The organism is Burkholderia ubonensis (genome assembly GCF_902833085.1).
Lineage (GTDB): Bacteria > Pseudomonadota > Gammaproteobacteria > Burkholderiales > Burkholderiaceae > Burkholderia > Burkholderia ubonensis.
Map to the genome: position 1 here is coordinate 274,252 of NZ_CADFEB010000010.1, position 15,778 is coordinate 290,029.

Here is a 15,778-nt window from a genome sequence, read left to right on the forward strand (position 1 = left end):
GCGCGTCCTGCCCGTGCGTCCGCATGCCCGACCCGGCGCCCCGCGCGCGGCATCCTCCCGGCGTTCCGCCGTCAACCGCAACACCATCCGCAACCATGTCCGCAGGCCTCAATCCCGCTCAGAACGAAGCGGTGCGCTATCTCGACGGTCCCTGCCTCGTGCTCGCCGGCGCGGGCAGCGGCAAGACCCGCGTCATCACGCAGAAGATCGCGCACCTGATCGAAGCCAAGGGCTTCGAGCCGCGCCACATCGCCGCCGTCACGTTCACCAACAAGGCGGCCGCCGAAATGCGCGAGCGCGTGTCGAAGCTGCTCGAGGGCAAGACGCTCACGACGCCCGGCAAGGAAGGCCGCAAGGTGCCGGTGAACCAGCTCACCGTCTGCACGTTCCACTCGCTCGGCGTGCAGATCCTGCGCCAGGAGGCCGAGCACGTCGGCCTGAAGCCGCAGTTCTCGATCATGGATTCGGACGACTGCTTCGGGATGATCCAGGAGCAGATCGGCACGACCGACAAGGGCCTGATCCGCAAGATCCAGACCACCATCTCGCTGTGGAAGAACGGCCTCATCATGCCCGAGGAGGCGATGACGATCGCCGCCAACGAGGACGAGCACCAGGCCGCGCTCGTGTACCGCAACTACGTCGCGACGCTGCACGCGTACCAGGCGGTCGACTTCGACGACCTGATCCGCCTGCCCGCCGAGCTGTTCGCGCGCAACGAACAGGTGCGCGACCGCTGGCAGAACAAGCTGCGCTACCTGCTGATCGACGAATACCAGGACACCAACGCGTGCCAGTACGAGCTGCTGAAGCTGCTCGCGGGCCCGCGCGCGGCGTTCACCGCGGTGGGCGACGACGACCAGGCGATCTACGGCTGGCGTGGCGCGACGCTCGAGAACCTCGCGCAGCTCGGCAAGGATTTCCCGAAGCTGCACGTGATCAAGCTCGAGCAGAACTACCGGTCGACGGTGCGCATTCTCACCGCCGCGAACAACGTGATCGCGAACAACCCGAAGCTGTTCGAGAAGAAGCTGTGGTCCGAGCACGGGATGGGCGACTCGATCACCGTCACGCCGTGCAACGACGAGGAGCATGAAGCCGAATCGGTCGTGTTCCGCCTGTCCGCGCACAAGTTCGAGCGGCGCGCGCAGTTTCGCGACTACGCGATCCTGTATCGCGGCAACTTCCAGGCGCGGATCTTCGAGCAGGTGCTGCGGCGCGAGCGGATTCCGTACGTGCTGTCCGGCGGCCAGTCGTTCTTCGACAAGGCCGAGATCAAGGACCTGTGCGCGTACCTGCGCCTGATCGCGAACGCCGACGACGATCCCGCGTTCATCCGCGCGATCACGACGCCGCGCCGCGGGATCGGCAACACGACGCTGGAAGCGCTCGGCTCGTTCGCGGGGCAGGCGAAGGTGTCGCTGTTCGAGGCGGTGTACATGGGCGGCATCGAGGCGCGGCTGTCCGCGCGCCAGGTCGAGCCGCTGCGGATGTTCTGCGACTTCATCCAGCGCCTGACCGAGCGCGCGGACAAGGACCCCGCGACCGTCGTGCTCGACGACATGATGGAGGCGATCCACTACGAGGCCTACCTGTACGACGCGTTCGACGAACGGCAGGCGCAGTCGAAGTGGCAGAACGTGCTCGAATTCCTCGAATGGCTGAAGCGCAAGGGCACCAAGCCCGAGGCGGCGGAGGCCGTCGACGGCGAGGCGGAGGGCTTCCACAACGCCGACGGGCTGGCCGATACGGGCAAGAACCTGCTCGGCCTGATCCAGACCGTCGCGCTGATGTCGATGCTCGAAGGCAAGGAGGAGGACCCGGATGCGGTGCGGCTGTCGACCGTGCACGCGTCGAAGGGGCTCGAGTATCCGCACGTGTTCCTGGTCGGCGTCGAGGAGGGCATCATGCCGCACCGCGGCGGCAGCGAGGACGACGGCCCGATCGACAGCGAGCGGATCGAGGAGGAGCGCCGTCTGATGTACGTCGCGATCACGCGCGCGCAGCGCAGCCTGCACCTGAACTGGTGCAAGAAGCGCAAGCGGGCGCGCGAGACGGTGGTCTGCGAGGCGTCGCGCTTCATCCCCGAGATGGGCCTCGACGACGCGCCGCCGCCCGCGCCGGAGGAAGCGCCGATGACGCCGAAGGACCGGCTCGCGAGCCTGAAGGCGCTGCTGCAGAAGTGATTGCGGCCGCGTGAACAGGCCATAGGCAAAAACCCCCGCGATGCTTGCCGCAGCGCGGGGGTTTTTCGTTGGGCCGGGCCGGGCGTTACTTCGCCGCGTTGACCATGTAGTCGACGGCCGCCTTCACGTCGGCGTCGGACGCGGTCGACCCGCCCTTCGGCGGCATCGCGCCCTTGCCGTGCAGCGCGTAGTTGTACACCGTGTCCATCGAATCCTTCAGGCGCGGCGCCCAGTCTTCCTTGCTGCCGAACTTCGGCGCGTTCAGCACGCCGGCCGCGTGACAGGCCTGGCAGACCTGCGTGTACAGCGCCTTGCCGGCCGAGGCGGCGTCGGCGCTGGTCGGCGCGGCCGCGGGCTTCTCGCCCGCCTTCGGAATCGCGGCGATCGCGGCCTGCGCGGCGGCGATCGCGGCGCTCGCGGCATCGGCGGCGCCCGACGCGGGCGCGGCGCCGGCAGCCGCCGTCGCGTTGGCGGCCGGCGCGGCGGGCTCGGGGAAGTTCGCGCCGTCGTTGTTCGCCATGTAGACGATCGCGCGGGCGATCTCGTAGTCGCTGTAGTCGTCCGGGCTCGTGCCGCCGCGCGGGGGCATCGCGCCCTTGCCGGCCAGTGCCGTCTTCAGCAGCGTGTCGAATCCCTGCGAGATGCGTGGCGCCCAGTCGTCCTTGCTGCCGAATTTCGGCGCGCCCGCGGCGCCCGTGCCGTGGCAGGTCACGCACACGGCCTTGTAGACTTCCTCGCCCGTCTTGTAGGTGCGCGGCGCGTTGGCGTCCTTCACGTCGACCTGCGCGAGCGGCGCGATGCGCTTCGCCACCTGTTCGTCGGACAGCGCGTCGGTGCCCGCGCCGGAACGGAACGCGACGTTCGCGTAGGTCGCGAACAGGATGATGAGGACGATCGGAACCGCGAACGACGCGACGATGAGGGCGATCAGCTGCCGGGGCGTCTTGATGGGAGATTGGTGGGGTGCTTCGCTCATGCTTGCCTCGTCTCCGTGAATAGGAATTGTGAGCGGTGCAACGGCAAAATGGCTGTGAAAAGAAGCAGGACGATTATAGACGGAACGTTTACATCACGGCGAGCGGCGCGGCGGCGCGTGTTTACCCGCACGATCGCCGCCACGCGGGCGATTCGCCGGCATGGTGGACGCGTCATGGGAAACCGGGTATCCTTGCCGTCTTGCCATTCGTGGTCGGCCGGTATCTGGGGTCGCTCCACGGTCACACACGCGCCCGTAGCTCAATGGATAGAGTACTGCCCTCCGAAGGCAGGGGTTGCTGGTTCGATCCCAGCCGGGCGCGCCAAGTCTAGTAAGACTCTCAGCGGTTTCCTTCACTCGTCGGACAGACTCCTTGCAGCTAAATTGCAGCTAGCATCGGCGCAGGCTCGGCCGTCAGCGGCGCGACCCAGTGCGCCAGGTGGTCGGCCGACAGGTGCGCGTACCGCTGCACCATCTCCATCGTTTCCCAGCCGCCCAGCTCCTTGAGCACCTGGAGCGGCGTGCCGCGCTGCACATGCCAGCTCGCCCAGGTGTGCCGCAGGTCGTGCCAGCGGAAGTCGCGGATGCGCGCACGTTCCAGCGCCTTGCGCCACGCGGCCGTCGTGGTCTGGTAGACCGGCTTGCCCTGGTACACGAACACGCTGTCGACGAAGCCGGGCGCGCGCTGTTTCGCGAGCTGGCGGCGCAGCACGGCGATCGCCGTGTCCGACAGCGGCACCGTGATCGCCTTCTTCGCCTTCGCCTGGTCCGGGTGAATCCAGGCGACGCGCCGTTCGAGGTCGACCTGCGACCACTGGAGCCCCGTTACGTTCGAGCGGCGCAGCCCGGTCTCGAGGCTGAAGCGCGCCATGTCGGCGAGATGCGCGGGCAGTTCGGCGAGCAGCCGCTCGCTTTCCGCCGGCGTCAGCCAGCGGATCCGCTTCGACACGACCTTCGCGCGCTTCGTGACCGGCGCGCGATCCAGCCATTCCCATTCGACGGCCGCGTTCAGCACGGCCTTCAGCACGCCGAGCACGCGGCGCACCGTGGCGTCGCTGACGGTCCGGCCGGTCTCCACGTCGCCGTGCCGGGTGCGCACCACGCGCGGCTCCCGCCGTTTCGCGAGCGCGATCGCGTCGATGCGGTTCCGGTCGATGTCGGCCAGCGCGACGCCGGCGAGGTGCCGGTCGAGCCAGCGCAGATGCGTCTTCGACGTTTCCAGGCTCGGCAGCCCTTCGCGGTCGACGACGTAGCGGACGACCGCGTCGTTCCACGTATGGCGCGGCTTCGTGCCGAGCCGCGCCTGGTTCCACAGGTCCACCTTCAGCCGGTCGTGGAATTCCTGGGCCTGCGCTTTGTCGCGGGTGCCAGTGCTTCCCTGTATCGGCGTTCCGCCGCCAGGGGGGTACAGCTTGTATTGCCAGTTCGGGCTGGTTTTTCGTTTGTAGAGCGACATTCGTTCACTTCCTCCGGCGGTTCGCCCTGCGCCGCTCGCGGGAGCCATTCTCCGGCGAGGTAGCGCTGCAGGGCAGCGATCGAGAACATCCAGCGCTTGCCGACCTTGCGGCCCGGCAGCGCGCCGGCCTTGGCCTTCAGGCGCACCGTTTCAGGGTGCGCGCCGAGCAGGGCCGCCGCGCCGAACAGGTCGACGGTCGCTGCTTCGGCGTGCCGCGCGTCAGGGGGGCAGGCAGCGCAACTCGTGGAATGGTGGCTTGCACGAGAAATGGTCATAACGCATTGATTTTCATGGGTTTTGTTTGCCATCAGTTGCCATCATTCACGCGTGGCGGCCCCGCAAGACTCATGGCGCGAAAAACGGGCAGCGCGGGCGACCGATGGCGACGCGCGCACGACTCGTGGCATGCGTTGCGGGCCGATGCCTGCCGCTTCCCGGTTGTCTTTCTTCTTCTTTTTCAATGAGTTGAAGAGAAAGAAGAAAGAGACGGGCGCGGCCGGCGCGAAACCCGGACTCGTGGCAAAAACGGCCCGACACATGGCGAATCCGGCACCACGCGCGGCGGCATTTCGTTCAGGAATCAAGGGCTTGCAAGCGGACATCCGCGAAATCCACGATTCGTGCGCGCTGCCTGCGGGTTCCCGGCGGCGTTCCCCGCTGCGTTCCCCGCGCTCCGGCCGGTTCAGCTGATCGCGGCTCATGCGCGGCCTCCGTGCATCGCGTCGGACGCCAGGTCTTCGCGCACGGACACGTGCAGGCCGAACGCGGCCAGGCGCTCGAGCGACACCGGCGTCAGGTACGGCACGCGGCGCATGTAGATGCGGCGCTCGACCTCCTTCTCGCCGACCACGACGCCGGCGTGCTTGAGCTGCGCCTTGAACACGCGGTCGGACTTCACCGGCAGGCCGTTCCACTTGTCGCGCAGCGCGCTCGTGTGAGCGAGGTGATCCATCACGTGCCCGGTGCGCAGCAGCAGGCAGAACTCGCCGTCGACGGTGTCGAACGTGTACGGATGCTTGTAGTTGCCGCCGTCGATCTCCGACAGCACGGTTTCCATGATCCAGACCCACGGCTCGCGATCGGCGCTCGTCTCGGCGACGTGGCCGTTCATCTCGGCGATCAGGTCGCGCGGGAAGTCGCCCTCGCTCGGGTCCATGCCGGCGAACTCGCACAGGTAGCGCCACGCCAGCGCGACGGCCGCGTAGTTGCCCGCCATGCGCCGCGCGCCGTCGTCCTCGCCGCTCGCGCGGCAGCTGGCGAGCGCCCGGTCGCGCAGCGCCGCGTACTGGTCGAGCGCGGCGCGCTTGTCCAGGCCGGCGAGGAATTCGAGCCATTGCCGGACCGGGAAGCGCGGCAGGTCGTCGGGCAAGAGCGGCCCGCGCTTGCCGGTCAGCGTCGTGCGCACCAGCTTGCCGAGCAGGCTGCGCACCGGCACGTCTTCGCCGGCCAGCATCACCGGCGCGCACAGCAGGTATTCGGTCATGTCGGTGCCGCGCCGCGTCACCGTGTACTGGTAGTTCTCCTGCAGCAGCCCGACCGCCTTGTCGATCACGTCCTGCCTGCGCGCGGACAGTTCTTCCCATCCGACCGGATGGCTCGTGTGGCTGATGCTGGTGAGCAGACGGAACTCGGTCTGCAGCGACTGCCCGGAGAACATCGTGAACGCGAGCGAGCGTTCAAGCCGCTTGATGAGCGTCGACTTGCCCGCGCCCTTGTTCGCCTGGATCGTGAGGTGCGGCCAGAAGCCGAGCAGCGCCTTCAGGTGGCCGCCGAGCGCCCAGACGAGCGGGATCGTCGCGGCGTTCTGCCGGAACGTCGTCTGGTACGCGGCGATCACGCGGCGCGCGTCGCTGGCCGGGCCGCTCGGGAACGTCAGGTTGTGATACGGGCACTGCTTGTCCGCTTCGGTGAAGTAGCAGTCCGGGCCTTCGTTGACGATCAGCCGGCCGTCGCGCCACGCGAGCCCGACGAAGTTCGCCGCCTGGCGCGCGCCGAGATCCGCGCCGCGCTCGAGGATGTTCACCATCCGCTTGAACGGCGCCGGCGCCCAGATCGGGCCGAACTTGCCCCATTGGTCGACGTTGTGCAGCTGGTCGTCGAGCATCACGCGGCGGATCAGCTGCGCGCCGTGGCGCGGCGCCTGCACCGACACGGCGAAGTAGACGGTCGGCGCCTGGTCGGCGTCGCCCGTCATCGTCGACGTCGCGCTCGCGACCGACACGCGGCTGATGCCGGCGATCCGAAAGCCGCACAGATCCGTCATGACCGGTGTTTCGACGCCCGATTCCTCGTTGCGGTCCATCTTCGTGATGTAGCTGGTGAAGTCCGGCCGCACGCGGAAGCGCCAGTACTGTGCGAAGTCGTGCGGCGGCAGGAAGATGCGCGGCCGGCCGCGGCGCGTCGCGTCGCCGGGCAGGCCCGCGATCAGCCACGGCTCGAACTGCTCGAGCGCGCGCGTCAGCTCGGCCGGGCCGCGCAGTTGCAGGAAGTCGTTCACGTCGTTGATCGGCTGCTGCGCCGTCGCGCCGTCCGCGAGATCGGCGAGCCAGCCGGCCTGGTCGACCAGCACCGCGCTGACGTTCAGCGCGGTGAGCCGTTCGTGCAGCGCCCACGCGGCTTCCGGGCCGGGGCGATGGCCGGCGCGCGGGTGGCCGTCCGCGAACGGCGCGTCGTTGTCGAGGCAGATCACGACGTGCTTGCCGCGCAGGAACGCGAAATCGATGCGCTCGACGTTCGCGAGGCCGCGCAGCGCGAGCGCGGCGGTGCCGGGCAGCGCGCAGGTGTCGACCGACAGCGCGTTGATCGCGCTTTCGACGATGATCACGCGCTTCGCGTGGTCGAGCCGGCGCGCGTCGGCGGTCCAGCCGTAGCCGGCCTTGTCGCCCTGGGTCTGCGTCTTGACGCCGCCGTTGAGCGCGGGGTCGACGTAGCGCATGTCGACCGCGACGACGCGCGCGTCGCCCGGCGCACGCACCACGAACGCGGCGGCCGGGCCGCCGTGGCCGACGTCGCCGGCGGCGACCTTCGGGCTCGTCCACGTGTTGAAGCCGAGCGTGCGCGCGGCGATCGCCGCGTCGATCGCAGGGGCGGAAATGCCGCGGCCGCCGAGGTATTCACGCACGCGGCCGCGCTCGGCGACGCAGCGATCGGCGATGTACTCGACGGTCGATTTCTCGCGGCGCTCCGCCGGCGCCGGGCGCTCGGGCGGGAGGCCGTAGGCGTCGTGGAGGTAGCGCACGGCGTCGGCGACGGTGCCGCCGCGCGCATGGATCACGAGGTCGATGCACGAGCCGCCGGCGTCGGCGCTGTGGTCGCGCCAGCCGGTGCCGTGCTTCGGGTGGTTCACGTAGATCGACAGGGACGGGCTGCGGTCCTCGTGCCGCGGCGAGTGGTAGAGCGCCCGCTCGCCGCCGCGGCCGCGCTTCAGGCCGAGGCGGCCGGCGAGGTCGTGCAGGTCGATGTGCCGTTTCAGTTGGTCGATCGAAGCCATCGTTTATTGCTGCTGGTCAGGTTGCTGCCGGAGGTGTTGCGCCGGATTGCCGGTCGTGGCGGGCGACGCGACGAGCGCGCGCAGCGCGGCGGCGGATTGCGGGAAGCCGAGCGCGAGGCGATCGCCGAGGGCCGCGATGAAGCAGGCGAGCGCGTGTTGCCGCGCGGCGCTGTCCGGCGGGTTGTCGAAGCGCTGCGCGTCGGCGGCCGCCGCGATCGCGGCCCGGAGCGCGGCGTCGTGCGGCGCGGGTTCGAGGAAGCGGTTCATGCGCGCGCCTCCCCGGCGAACGTGCGGGCGGGGTGCGCCGCGCGGCGGCAAATCGCGTGGCCGGCAAGCCGCCGGGCGGCGCGGCAGGGAACGGGCGATGCAAGGGTCGATGCAAGGGGCGGGATCATGACGTGTCCTTTTCGACGGCAAAAAGAAGCCCCTCGCGCCGTTCAGGCGCGATGCGAGGGGGCAAGCAGGGGGCGGGAGTTAGGGCGTCAGACGGGCAGCTCGAGCTGCGCCGCGAGGCGTTCGCGCACGTGCGGCGAGAGCGGCAGCTGCAGCGACAGGTTCGGGATCGCGGACGGCGACAGCGTGCGCGCGAACTCCATGTTCACGACGTACGTGTGGCCGCACTCGGGGTTCGTGCACTGGAAGGTGATTTCGCGGAAGGTCAGCGACATTTCGCGGCTGCTGCGCGCGGTGGCGCGCGTGCGGCAGTGCGGGCAGCGGTTCAGGATTCGCATGTGGTCTTGCTCCGTGCGGCCGGCGCGATGCAACGTTGGCCGATTGGCGAGTGGGCGTGTGCGCGCACGTGGTCCAGAATCGACACGTCGCGGGCGGGATCGAGGGGCATGAACGCGCGTCGGTTCAATGGCGCGCGGTGCGGGAGCGGGGCGCGGCGATCGCCCGAAGATGGCTCGCGCCGATGCGGATCAGCTCGCGCGCCATGCTGGAAATCGAGCGGTTGCGCTGCGCGGCGAGCTGCTCGAGCTCGCCGCGTTCGGTCGGCGTCAGCCCGACGTAGACGGGCTTGTTCGACATCGTGCCGCGCGGCGAACGGCGTGGGCCTTTGGAGGTGGTCATGGTCGGTATACTTTGTTGAGATAGTCTTGCGTTACGGTGAGGCTAGTCTAATGAGCAAAAAACGACGCGTCAATTGTTAATGGGTAATTTATGACACAAATCGGGAGTCGCTTGCGAGACGAGCGCTTGCGGATCGGACTCAGCCAGGATGAGTTTGCGACCGTGGGCGGCGTCGCGAGACGCTCGCAGTCCGCGTACGAGTCGGACGAACGCTCTCCCGACGCGGCCTATCTGCTGGCCGTTCGCGAGATCGGCGTCGACATCGGCTACGTGCTGACCGGCGAGCGGCTCGCCGTCGATGGAGCGGCGGCGGAGCAGGGCGAGCGCGATGCCGACGAGGCGGAAGTGCTCGCGATGTACCGGCAGCTCAACGAAGCCGGCAAGGCGTCGCTGCATGCGTTCCTCGCCAGCTGCATCAACACGGGCGCGATGCTGCAGACGGCGACGCCGCGGCGCGCGAAGCGCCTGCCGGAGAATCGCCGCGCGGCGCTCGACCAGCGCACGGCCGAAAACGTCGATCGCGCGATGGCCGAGCTCGAGCGGCTGAAGGCCGAGCGCGCGGCGAAGGAACCGAAGAAGTAGGTCGCGGCGCCGCGCGCCGGCCTTTTTGCATCCGGCTGCCGCAAGTGGCGGCCGGGACGGCGCCGGCGTTTCCGCTTCGCCGTCGTTCCGCCATCCCGCCATCCGGCGAAATCCCGCCTTCCGTTCGCTTGAAGTGCCCGCCGCCGGCGGCCCGGGCGCATGCTGCCGCGCGCGGGCACGCGCCAGGCCGTGGCGTTCGGACGTTTCGCAAACGCATCGGATAAAATCCGAACAATCACTGTATATCCATACAGTATTGGTTTAGCATTCTGAAAGCCGGCGAGGCTGGCGATGGTGGGAATTCCGAGGCTACCCCCGTCGCGTCAGGCGGCCCCGCCGGTTGATGACTGTGTTTGTGGAGACCGGAATAATGAACAGCAACAGTGAGCACAACACCGGCACGATTGGCGCGTCGATGCCGGCTGATCATCACGCGGACACGCGCGGGTCGTCGATGTTCACCCCGCGAATCCGTACGGACCTGACCGACGATGAGCGGGCTGACGCGCACGCGGCGATCGACACCGCGATGCAGTCGGTCGGCCAGGTGCTCGAGGCCGCGCTGCAGGCGATGGCGAACTTGCGCGATGCGCGCGCGACGTTGACGCAATGCGTCGACGGGCGGGACGCGCGCCTGAATCTCGGCGGGCAGCAGACCTCCCGCTGAGCCGCGGTCATGCCTGACGCCGTCGCGACCGGTCGCGCGACGGCGCCAGGCATCGCCACGCAGGCCGGCTTTCCGTCCGGCCTCTCCTTCCTTTCCTTCCGCCCGATCCGGGCCGCGCATCCGGCGCCGCGCTAGTGCTTGCCGGACGCCGCGCCGCCTTGCTTCTTCTTCGAATCCTTGCGCACCTCGAGCTCCAGCTCCGTCGTGAAGCCTTCGCTGCCGATCTTGTGCGTCGCCTTCTTCACGAGCCACGGCGTGTCGTCGATTTCCGGCTTGAAGCCCGACACGGTGACGGGCATCTCGGGAAACAGCTCGGGCCGGCCGAGCGCGAGCGTGTAGTTCAGCGTCGCCTGCTGGCGCTGGATGCGTGCGTATTCGGCCTGCGCCGCCGCGCGCGCTTCCGCTTCGGTCGCATAGTCCTGCGGCAGCACCTTCGTGTTCTTGCCCTTCTCGTCGCCGACCACTACCGACTTGCGCTGCGCCTTGCCGTTCGAATGGTAGTGCGCGCGCACGGCCGCGTAGCTGTCGCGCTGCATGATCTGGTAGTGATGCTGGTCGCCGCTCGCGCGCGTGAGCGGCAGCACGTCGAGCGGCTTGCCGCTCGCCGTCTTGCCGCCGCCGATCGGCAGGAACAGCAGATGGCGGGTCTTCACGGTCATCACGGCGTCGTAGCGCTTCGCGACGCGCGTCAGGAACGACATGTCGGATTCGTGCGTCTGGTCGATGTGGTCGATCAGGATCTGCGCGAGCGTCGCGTCGACCGTCGGCTTCAGCCCGTGGCGCGCGGCGATGGCCTGCACGATCGCGCCGATCGTCTGCCGGTGCCAGCTCTTTTCCCGGCGTTCGTGCATGCGGTTCGTCATCGACGCCGAGCGCGCCTTGATCGTGATGATGTCCGGCGCGCCGCTGTGCTCGACCTGGTCGACGGTGAACGTGCCCTTGTCGACGAGCGGCTCGCCGACCCAGCCGATCGACACCGCGATGTTCGCGCCGCGCAGCGGAATCGCGAACGTGTTCTGCGTGTCGTCGATCACCAGGTCGAGCATGTCGGCCTCGTCCGCGCGCGATTCCGCCAGCGACAGGCTGACGAGGTTCGGCGCGATCAGGCGCGACAGGTCGCGGCCGTCGAGCGTGATCCGGTAGTCGGCCTGCGGCTGCGTGCGTCCGGTGCGGGTCGGCCGTTCGCCCGGCTTGCAATCGAACGTGCTCATCGTTGGGCTGCTCCGTTGTCTTCGTTGGCCGGCGCGCCGTCGTCTTCCGTCGGCCGTGCTTCGGCCAGCACGCCGTCGTCGACGCGCTTGAGCGTCAGCGTGAAGTCGATCTTGCGCGGCACGCCTTCCTTCGTGTGATACGTGCCCGTCACGTTCAGGCTGTCGATGATGTACGCGCCGTAGACGTAGCCGTTGCCGTCGACGAGCACGTACGCGTCGCCGACGTCGCCCATCCGCGCGAGCGTCTCGATCGACGCGATCTCGCCGATGCCGTTCTCGGGCGCGACCGTGCCGCTGAGGGTGATCGTGTCGTCGCCGGCGCCGGTGAACTGGCTCGCGTCGCGCACGCCGATGCGCGCGGTGGCGCGGTGCTTCCAGTTGCGCTGGCGCTGGAGCTCCCGGTAAGGCGTGGTCGCCAGGCTGAAAACGAACTGGTCGAGCGACATCATCATGGCGGGTTTCCTTTCGTTGAAGCGGACAATCAATCGGACAGGCGCGAGCTGGTGCGCGAGGCCTTTTCGCGTTCGGCGCGTTCCCACTGGACGCGCACCAGACGGGCGACCTCCGCCTCGTTGATGCCGGGCGGAGCGGTGAAGTTGATGACGACCGGGCCGGATGCAGGCGCGGCGCTCGCGGCGGCGGCCGGCGCCATGAGCGGCTGGCGGTAGTCGAGCGACGTGTTATAGCGTGCGAGCGGCGACGCGGCGGTGGCCGACGGGTTCGCGGCGTAGGCGGGCGGGCCGGCGAGGGCCGCCGCGGTCGTGATCGTGGCGGCGGTCAGCGCCACGCGCCCCTGGCCGCTTGCTGCGCCGGGCGCGTCCGACGCTTGCAGGCCGAGCTTTTCCTTGAGCCAGCCGAGCGCCGAGCTGCCCAGGTTGCCGATCGTGTCCTTCAGCGCGCCGAGGCGATTCGTGATGCCGTCGATCAGCGCGGAAATCAGGTTGCCGCCGATTTCCATGAAGCGGGCGCCGATGTTGCCGAACCAGTCGCCAATGCCGGCCAATGCGGCTTTCACCCACTCGACCGTGGCGTCCCATTTCGCGGCGATCCAGTCGCCAGCCGCGCCGAATGCACCCGCGATGGTGTCCCACAGCGCGATGAACTTCGGGCCGAGCGTGTCCCAGTTCTGCCAGACGTAGACCGCGCCCATCGCGATCAGGCTGATCACGGCCAGCAGCGGGTTCGCCAGCGCCAGCCGGCCGAGGCCCAGCAGCGCCTGCCCGACGACGTTGAACGCGCTGACCGTCGACATCGCGAAGCGGAGCACCGCGATCGATCCGAGCACGGTGCCGAACGCGCTCGCGAGCGTGCCGACGACGACGAACAGCCCGGCGAGCACCGTCAGGGTCGTGACGATCACGTTCGCGGCCGTGCGGTGCTCGCGCATGAACGTGACAACTTTTCCGATCGCGGTTGCCGTGAGGTCGAGCGCCTTGTTGTAGATCGGCGTGACCCGCTCGCCGATCTCGAGCTTCAGGTCGCGCAGCTGCGCGAGCGCGGCGAGCTCGCGGCCGTGCGTCGACTCCGCGCCTTTCGCCTTCATCCCGTCGACGCCGTCGGCGGCGGCACTCTGCCGTTCGGTGTCGTGGATCTGCTCGCGCTGCTCGTACATCGTCGTGAGCAGGTTCCCCGCGGCCTTGTCGGGGAACAGTTTCGCAAGCTCGGCCTTCACCTTGTCGGGGCTGGTGATCCCCTTGGCGGCGAGCTTCGGCAGCAGCACCTTTTCGAGCCACTCGAGCGGCGACGCCTGCAGCTTGTCGCTACCGGTCAGCGCACCCGGCTTGAGTCCGCTGATCGCGCCGTTCTTCTTGTGCTCGACCAGCTTCGGATCGACCAGGCCGAGCGCCGCCAGCCGTTGCGCAGCGGGCCCGGACGCCTTGCCTTCGAACGCGCTGCCGTACAGCGACGCGAGGCCTGCGCCGGTCGCCTTGCCGCCCAGCTTCTCGATGAGCGGCTGCATCTGGTAGTAGAACGCGTCCGTGCGCAACTTCTTGGCCGCATCGCCGCCCGATTCGGCGAAATTGCTCCACTCGTCGCCGCTGACCTTGCCGCCGGTTGCCGTCATCATCTTCTGCACGATGTTCGCTTCGGCGCCGAACGCCGCTTCGTTCCTGGTACCGCCGCGCAGGTCGATCACCTTCAGCATGCCCATGAACTGGTCGACGTTCTTCTTCGCGTCTTCCGCGCCGAACAGCGCCTCGTTCGCGAATTTCATGTTCGCGAGCATCGGCATCGCGACCCGTGCGTGCTGCTCGTCGCCGCCCAGTGCCGACAGCGACTCGCGCATCAGGCTCAGGTTGTCGATGGTCGACTGGCCGTAGGCCTGCTGCGCACGCGCGAACTTCACCGCATCGGCCGACGCACCCTGCGCGCGCATGCGCAGCGTTTCGCTCTCGGCCTGCTTTGCGAGGTCGAGCGGCTCGGACAGCATGCCGAACATGTCCTTGCCGACGCCTTTGATGGCCTGGCCGCGTGCCGAGAATTTCTCCCCGACGCCCCGCAGCGACTCGATCCTTGCGCGCCTGGCGTCGGCGCGCTGCTGGCGCTGGGCGTCGTACCCGCGCACCCCCGCGTCGATCATCGACGTGCGCGACGCCATGGCCGCGCGCAGGTTGCGCTCGTCCCGCGACAGGTTGCGCGTGTCGATGCCCGAGCCGGCGAGCTGGGTGCGCAACGCCTGTACACGGCGCGCTTGAAACTCGTGCGAATTCGTCAGGTTCGTGGCCGCGCGGTATGCCTTGTCGAAGTCACTGATCATCTCGCGCGACGGCGAGCGTGTCGCGCGCAGCGACTGGGCGAGCGTGTCGACGCGCGCGCGCGCCGCCTTGAGCTCGGACGCAGTAGTGGCGAGACCTTTGCGCATTTCGCGAAACTCGCCGATGCGCTTCTGCGTCTTCGCCATGTCATCCAGCTCGCGGCGGGTATCCCTCAGCGAGCCGGCCAGCCCCTTGTTGCCGGTCAGCATCATTTGCAGGGGCTTCGTCATGTTGTCGACCATGTCGAACATGACGCGCAGTTTCAGGGTGTTGTCCATCGTCGATCGTTTCGCTCATTCGGCGCCGGCGCGCACTCGCGCGCGCTCGCGCCAGTCCATCAGCTCGGCCAGGCTGAAGGCGTCCATCACGGGCGGTGTCCAGCCGAACACCGCCGCGATGTCCGCCATCGGGTCTTCTATGCGGTCTGGGAGGCCAGTCGGGATTTCACGGCCTTCGGCATCAAAAAACCCGCGAAGATGCCCCCCAGTTGCACGAGGTCGGCGGGGTCGATGTTGGCGACGTCGGCTTCGGTCAGCATCGGCGTGCTGATGCGCGGCAGCACCTTCGACAGCGCGACGACGTCGAGGCTGACGAGGTCGGACAGCGATACGCCGCGCAGCTCGCCCGAATTCGGCTTGCGCAGCGTGATCGTCGTGATCGTCTGGTTGCCGCGCACGAGCGGCGTGTCGAGCATGTGCGTGGCCGGATCGTCCTGCGCGGGCGCTGCCTCGGTGACGGCTGCGGCGGATGCGTCGGCCTGCAGGTCGGTCGCGGCTTGTTCGGATTGGGTCGGATACATGGTGGTCCTGGCGGTGATGAAGGGAATACGGCGGGCGGGCCCGGCCGGGAATGCCGGCCGGGCCGCGGCTTACAGGCCGATCGCGTTGCGCAGCGCCGAGAACAGGTCGGTGCCGTTGTACTTTTCGATCATGTTGATGAAGTCGATCTCGATCAGGTCCACGCCGTTGACGGACAGCTTGTAGTAGCTGGCGACGGTCGTGACCTTGAACGTGGTGTCGTCCTTCGGCTTCGCGGTGCCCATGTCGATTTCGCTGTGACGGCCCTTGATGACGATCTCGACCGCGTCGACGCTGGTCGAATCCGCGGCCTGGTAGCCGCCGGCGAAGCGCAGCAGCACGCCGTCGTGCTTCGTGATGCCGTACTGGCCGAGCACGGAGCGCATGAAGCCGCCGCAGGTCCATTCGAGCTGGATCCCTTCCTGCCCGAAGTCGACCTTGATCGGGCCGCTCATGCCGCCGCCCTGGTAGTCCTCCATCTTGCGCGTGAGCTTCGGCAGCGTGACTTCGACAACCTGGCCGACGAAGTTCTCGCCGTTCTGGAACAGGTTGAATCCCTTGAGTTTGCGAGGCATACCCATCTTGT

The 15,778-nt window shown here is 68.4% G+C and carries 17 protein-coding genes and 1 tRNA gene; 4 read left to right on the forward strand and 14 right to left on the reverse strand.

Translation table 11 applies throughout. The annotated features are described in order from the left end of the window. Positions 1 to 95: 95 nt before the first annotated feature. Positions 96 to 2,186 carry a UvrD-helicase domain-containing protein gene (locus HWX31_RS27540; RefSeq protein WP_059530880.1) on the forward strand — a complete coding sequence of 697 codons (2,091 nt, stop codon included), beginning with the start codon at positions 96 to 98 and terminating at the stop codon, positions 2,184 to 2,186. An 85-nt stretch (positions 2,187 to 2,271) separates the two neighbouring features. On the opposite strand, the gene HWX31_RS27545 is transcribed toward HWX31_RS27540, so the two are convergent. Then, complete coding sequence (locus tag HWX31_RS27545; protein ID WP_174960530.1) at positions 2,272 to 3,162, reverse strand: c-type cytochrome; 891 nt, start codon at positions 3,160 to 3,162, stop codon at positions 2,272 to 2,274. 249 nt (positions 3,163 to 3,411) lie between these two features. Between HWX31_RS27545 and HWX31_RS27550 the strand changes: the two genes are divergently transcribed. Continuing rightward, positions 3,412 to 3,487: transfer RNA gene (locus tag HWX31_RS27550), tRNA-Arg, on the forward strand. A 54-nt stretch (positions 3,488 to 3,541) separates the two neighbouring features. Here HWX31_RS27550 and HWX31_RS27555 read toward each other — a convergent pair. The 7 genes from HWX31_RS27555 to HWX31_RS27580 form a co-directional block, all read right to left on the reverse strand. Beyond that, positions 3,542 to 4,573: a tyrosine-type recombinase/integrase gene (locus tag HWX31_RS27555; protein ID WP_254597611.1), complete on the reverse strand. Its 1,032-nt coding sequence runs from the start codon at positions 4,571 to 4,573 to the stop codon at positions 3,542 to 3,544. Further along, a complete protein-coding gene (locus HWX31_RS35055) occupies positions 4,486 to 4,926 on the reverse strand; it encodes a helix-turn-helix domain-containing protein (protein ID WP_244143860.1) in 441 nt (146 codons plus the stop codon). The genes HWX31_RS27555 and HWX31_RS35055 overlap by 88 nt, the downstream gene beginning before the upstream one ends. 9 nt (positions 4,927 to 4,935) lie before the next feature. After that, positions 4,936 to 5,319 (reverse strand): hypothetical protein, encoded by a 384-nt coding sequence (locus HWX31_RS27560; protein ID WP_174960526.1) that lies wholly within the window; start codon positions 5,317 to 5,319, stop codon positions 4,936 to 4,938. Further along, positions 5,316 to 8,108 carry a toprim domain-containing protein gene (locus HWX31_RS27565; RefSeq protein WP_174960524.1) on the reverse strand — a complete coding sequence of 931 codons (2,793 nt, stop codon included), beginning with the start codon at positions 8,106 to 8,108 and terminating at the stop codon, positions 5,316 to 5,318. Before HWX31_RS27565 ends, HWX31_RS27560 begins: the two co-directional genes overlap by 4 nt. 3 nt (positions 8,109 to 8,111) lie before the next feature. Next, positions 8,112 to 8,375: a hypothetical protein gene (locus tag HWX31_RS27570; RefSeq protein ID WP_174960522.1), complete on the reverse strand. Its 264-nt coding sequence runs from the start codon at positions 8,373 to 8,375 to the stop codon at positions 8,112 to 8,114. A 215-nt stretch (positions 8,376 to 8,590) separates the two neighbouring features. Continuing rightward, a complete protein-coding gene (locus HWX31_RS27575; RefSeq protein WP_010095912.1) occupies positions 8,591 to 8,839 on the reverse strand; it encodes an Ogr/Delta-like zinc finger protein in 249 nt (82 codons plus the stop codon). 124 nt (positions 8,840 to 8,963) lie between these two features. After that, positions 8,964 to 9,179: a hypothetical protein gene (locus HWX31_RS27580; RefSeq protein ID WP_010095910.1), complete on the reverse strand. Its 216-nt coding sequence runs from the start codon at positions 9,177 to 9,179 to the stop codon at positions 8,964 to 8,966. Between the two features lie 90 nt (positions 9,180 to 9,269). On the opposite strand from HWX31_RS27580, the gene HWX31_RS27585 reads away from it, so the two are divergent. Further along, a complete protein-coding gene (locus HWX31_RS27585) occupies positions 9,270 to 9,761 on the forward strand; it encodes a helix-turn-helix domain-containing protein (RefSeq protein WP_373374736.1) in 492 nt (163 codons plus the stop codon). 370 nt (positions 9,762 to 10,131) lie between these two features. Then, entirely contained in the window at positions 10,132 to 10,428 is a 297-nt protein-coding gene (locus tag HWX31_RS27590) for a hypothetical protein (RefSeq protein ID WP_059609416.1), read from the forward strand. Between the two features lie 131 nt (positions 10,429 to 10,559). Here HWX31_RS27590 and HWX31_RS27595 read toward each other — a convergent pair whose 3' ends face one another. From HWX31_RS27595 to HWX31_RS27620, 6 genes are all read right to left on the reverse strand, one after another. Then, positions 10,560 to 11,639, reverse strand: coding sequence for a phage late control D family protein (locus HWX31_RS27595; RefSeq protein WP_174960520.1), 1,080 nt, complete (start codon positions 11,637 to 11,639; stop codon positions 10,560 to 10,562). Further along, positions 11,636 to 12,091 carry a phage tail protein gene (locus HWX31_RS27600; RefSeq protein WP_174960519.1) on the reverse strand — a complete coding sequence of 152 codons (456 nt, stop codon included), beginning with the start codon at positions 12,089 to 12,091 and terminating at the stop codon, positions 11,636 to 11,638. Before HWX31_RS27600 ends, HWX31_RS27595 begins: the two co-directional genes overlap by 4 nt. 29 nt (positions 12,092 to 12,120) lie before the next feature. Beyond that, positions 12,121 to 14,673 (reverse strand): phage tail tape measure protein, encoded by a 2,553-nt coding sequence (locus HWX31_RS27605; RefSeq protein ID WP_174960517.1) that lies wholly within the window; start codon positions 14,671 to 14,673, stop codon positions 12,121 to 12,123. Positions 14,674 to 14,688: 15 nt separating this feature from the next. After that, positions 14,689 to 14,802 (reverse strand): GpE family phage tail protein, encoded by a 114-nt coding sequence (locus HWX31_RS27610; RefSeq protein WP_010095898.1) that lies wholly within the window; start codon positions 14,800 to 14,802, stop codon positions 14,689 to 14,691. An 8-nt stretch (positions 14,803 to 14,810) separates the two neighbouring features. Beyond that, complete coding sequence (locus HWX31_RS27615) at positions 14,811 to 15,194, reverse strand: phage tail assembly protein (RefSeq protein ID WP_174960515.1); 384 nt, start codon at positions 15,192 to 15,194, stop codon at positions 14,811 to 14,813. Between the two features lie 69 nt (positions 15,195 to 15,263). Beyond that, positions 15,264 to 15,773 (reverse strand): phage major tail tube protein, encoded by a 510-nt coding sequence (locus HWX31_RS27620; protein ID WP_029226832.1) that lies wholly within the window; start codon positions 15,771 to 15,773, stop codon positions 15,264 to 15,266. Positions 15,774 to 15,778: the final 5 nt, after the last annotated feature.

Coding starts and splice junctions, on each gene's coding strand:
- HWX31_RS27540 (WP_059530880.1), top strand. CDS start 96: ATGTCCGCAGGCCTCAATCCCGCTCAGAACGAAGCGGTGCGCTATCTC.
- HWX31_RS27545 (WP_174960530.1), bottom strand. CDS start 3,162: ATGAGCGAAGCACCCCACCAATCTCCCATCAAGACGCCCCGGCAGCTG.
- HWX31_RS35055 (WP_244143860.1), bottom strand. CDS start 4,926: ATGGCAAACAAAACCCATGAAAATCAATGCGTTATGACCATTTCTCGT.
- HWX31_RS27560 (WP_174960526.1), bottom strand. CDS start 5,319: ATGAGCCGCGATCAGCTGAACCGGCCGGAGCGCGGGGAACGCAGCGGG.
- HWX31_RS27565 (WP_174960524.1), bottom strand. CDS start 8,108: ATGGCTTCGATCGACCAACTGAAACGGCACATCGACCTGCACGACCTC.
- HWX31_RS27570 (WP_174960522.1), bottom strand. CDS start 8,375: ATGAACCGCTTCCTCGAACCCGCGCCGCACGACGCCGCGCTCCGGGCC.
- HWX31_RS27575 (WP_010095912.1), bottom strand. CDS start 8,839: ATGCGAATCCTGAACCGCTGCCCGCACTGCCGCACGCGCGCCACCGCG.
- HWX31_RS27580 (WP_010095910.1), bottom strand. CDS start 9,179: ATGACCACCTCCAAAGGCCCACGCCGTTCGCCGCGCGGCACGATGTCG.
- HWX31_RS27585 (WP_373374736.1), top strand. CDS start 9,270: ATGACACAAATCGGGAGTCGCTTGCGAGACGAGCGCTTGCGGATCGGA.
- HWX31_RS27590 (WP_059609416.1), top strand. CDS start 10,132: ATGAACAGCAACAGTGAGCACAACACCGGCACGATTGGCGCGTCGATG.
- HWX31_RS27595 (WP_174960520.1), bottom strand. CDS start 11,639: ATGAGCACGTTCGATTGCAAGCCGGGCGAACGGCCGACCCGCACCGGA.
- HWX31_RS27600 (WP_174960519.1), bottom strand. CDS start 12,091: ATGATGATGTCGCTCGACCAGTTCGTTTTCAGCCTGGCGACCACGCCT.
- HWX31_RS27605 (WP_174960517.1), bottom strand. CDS start 14,673: ATGGACAACACCCTGAAACTGCGCGTCATGTTCGACATGGTCGACAAC.
- HWX31_RS27610 (WP_010095898.1), bottom strand. CDS start 14,802: ATGGCGGACATCGCGGCGGTGTTCGGCTGGACACCGCCCGTGATGGAC.
- HWX31_RS27615 (WP_174960515.1), bottom strand. CDS start 15,194: ATGTATCCGACCCAATCCGAACAAGCCGCGACCGACCTGCAGGCCGAC.
- HWX31_RS27620 (WP_029226832.1), bottom strand. CDS start 15,773: ATGGGTATGCCTCGCAAACTCAAGGGATTCAACCTGTTCCAGAACGGC.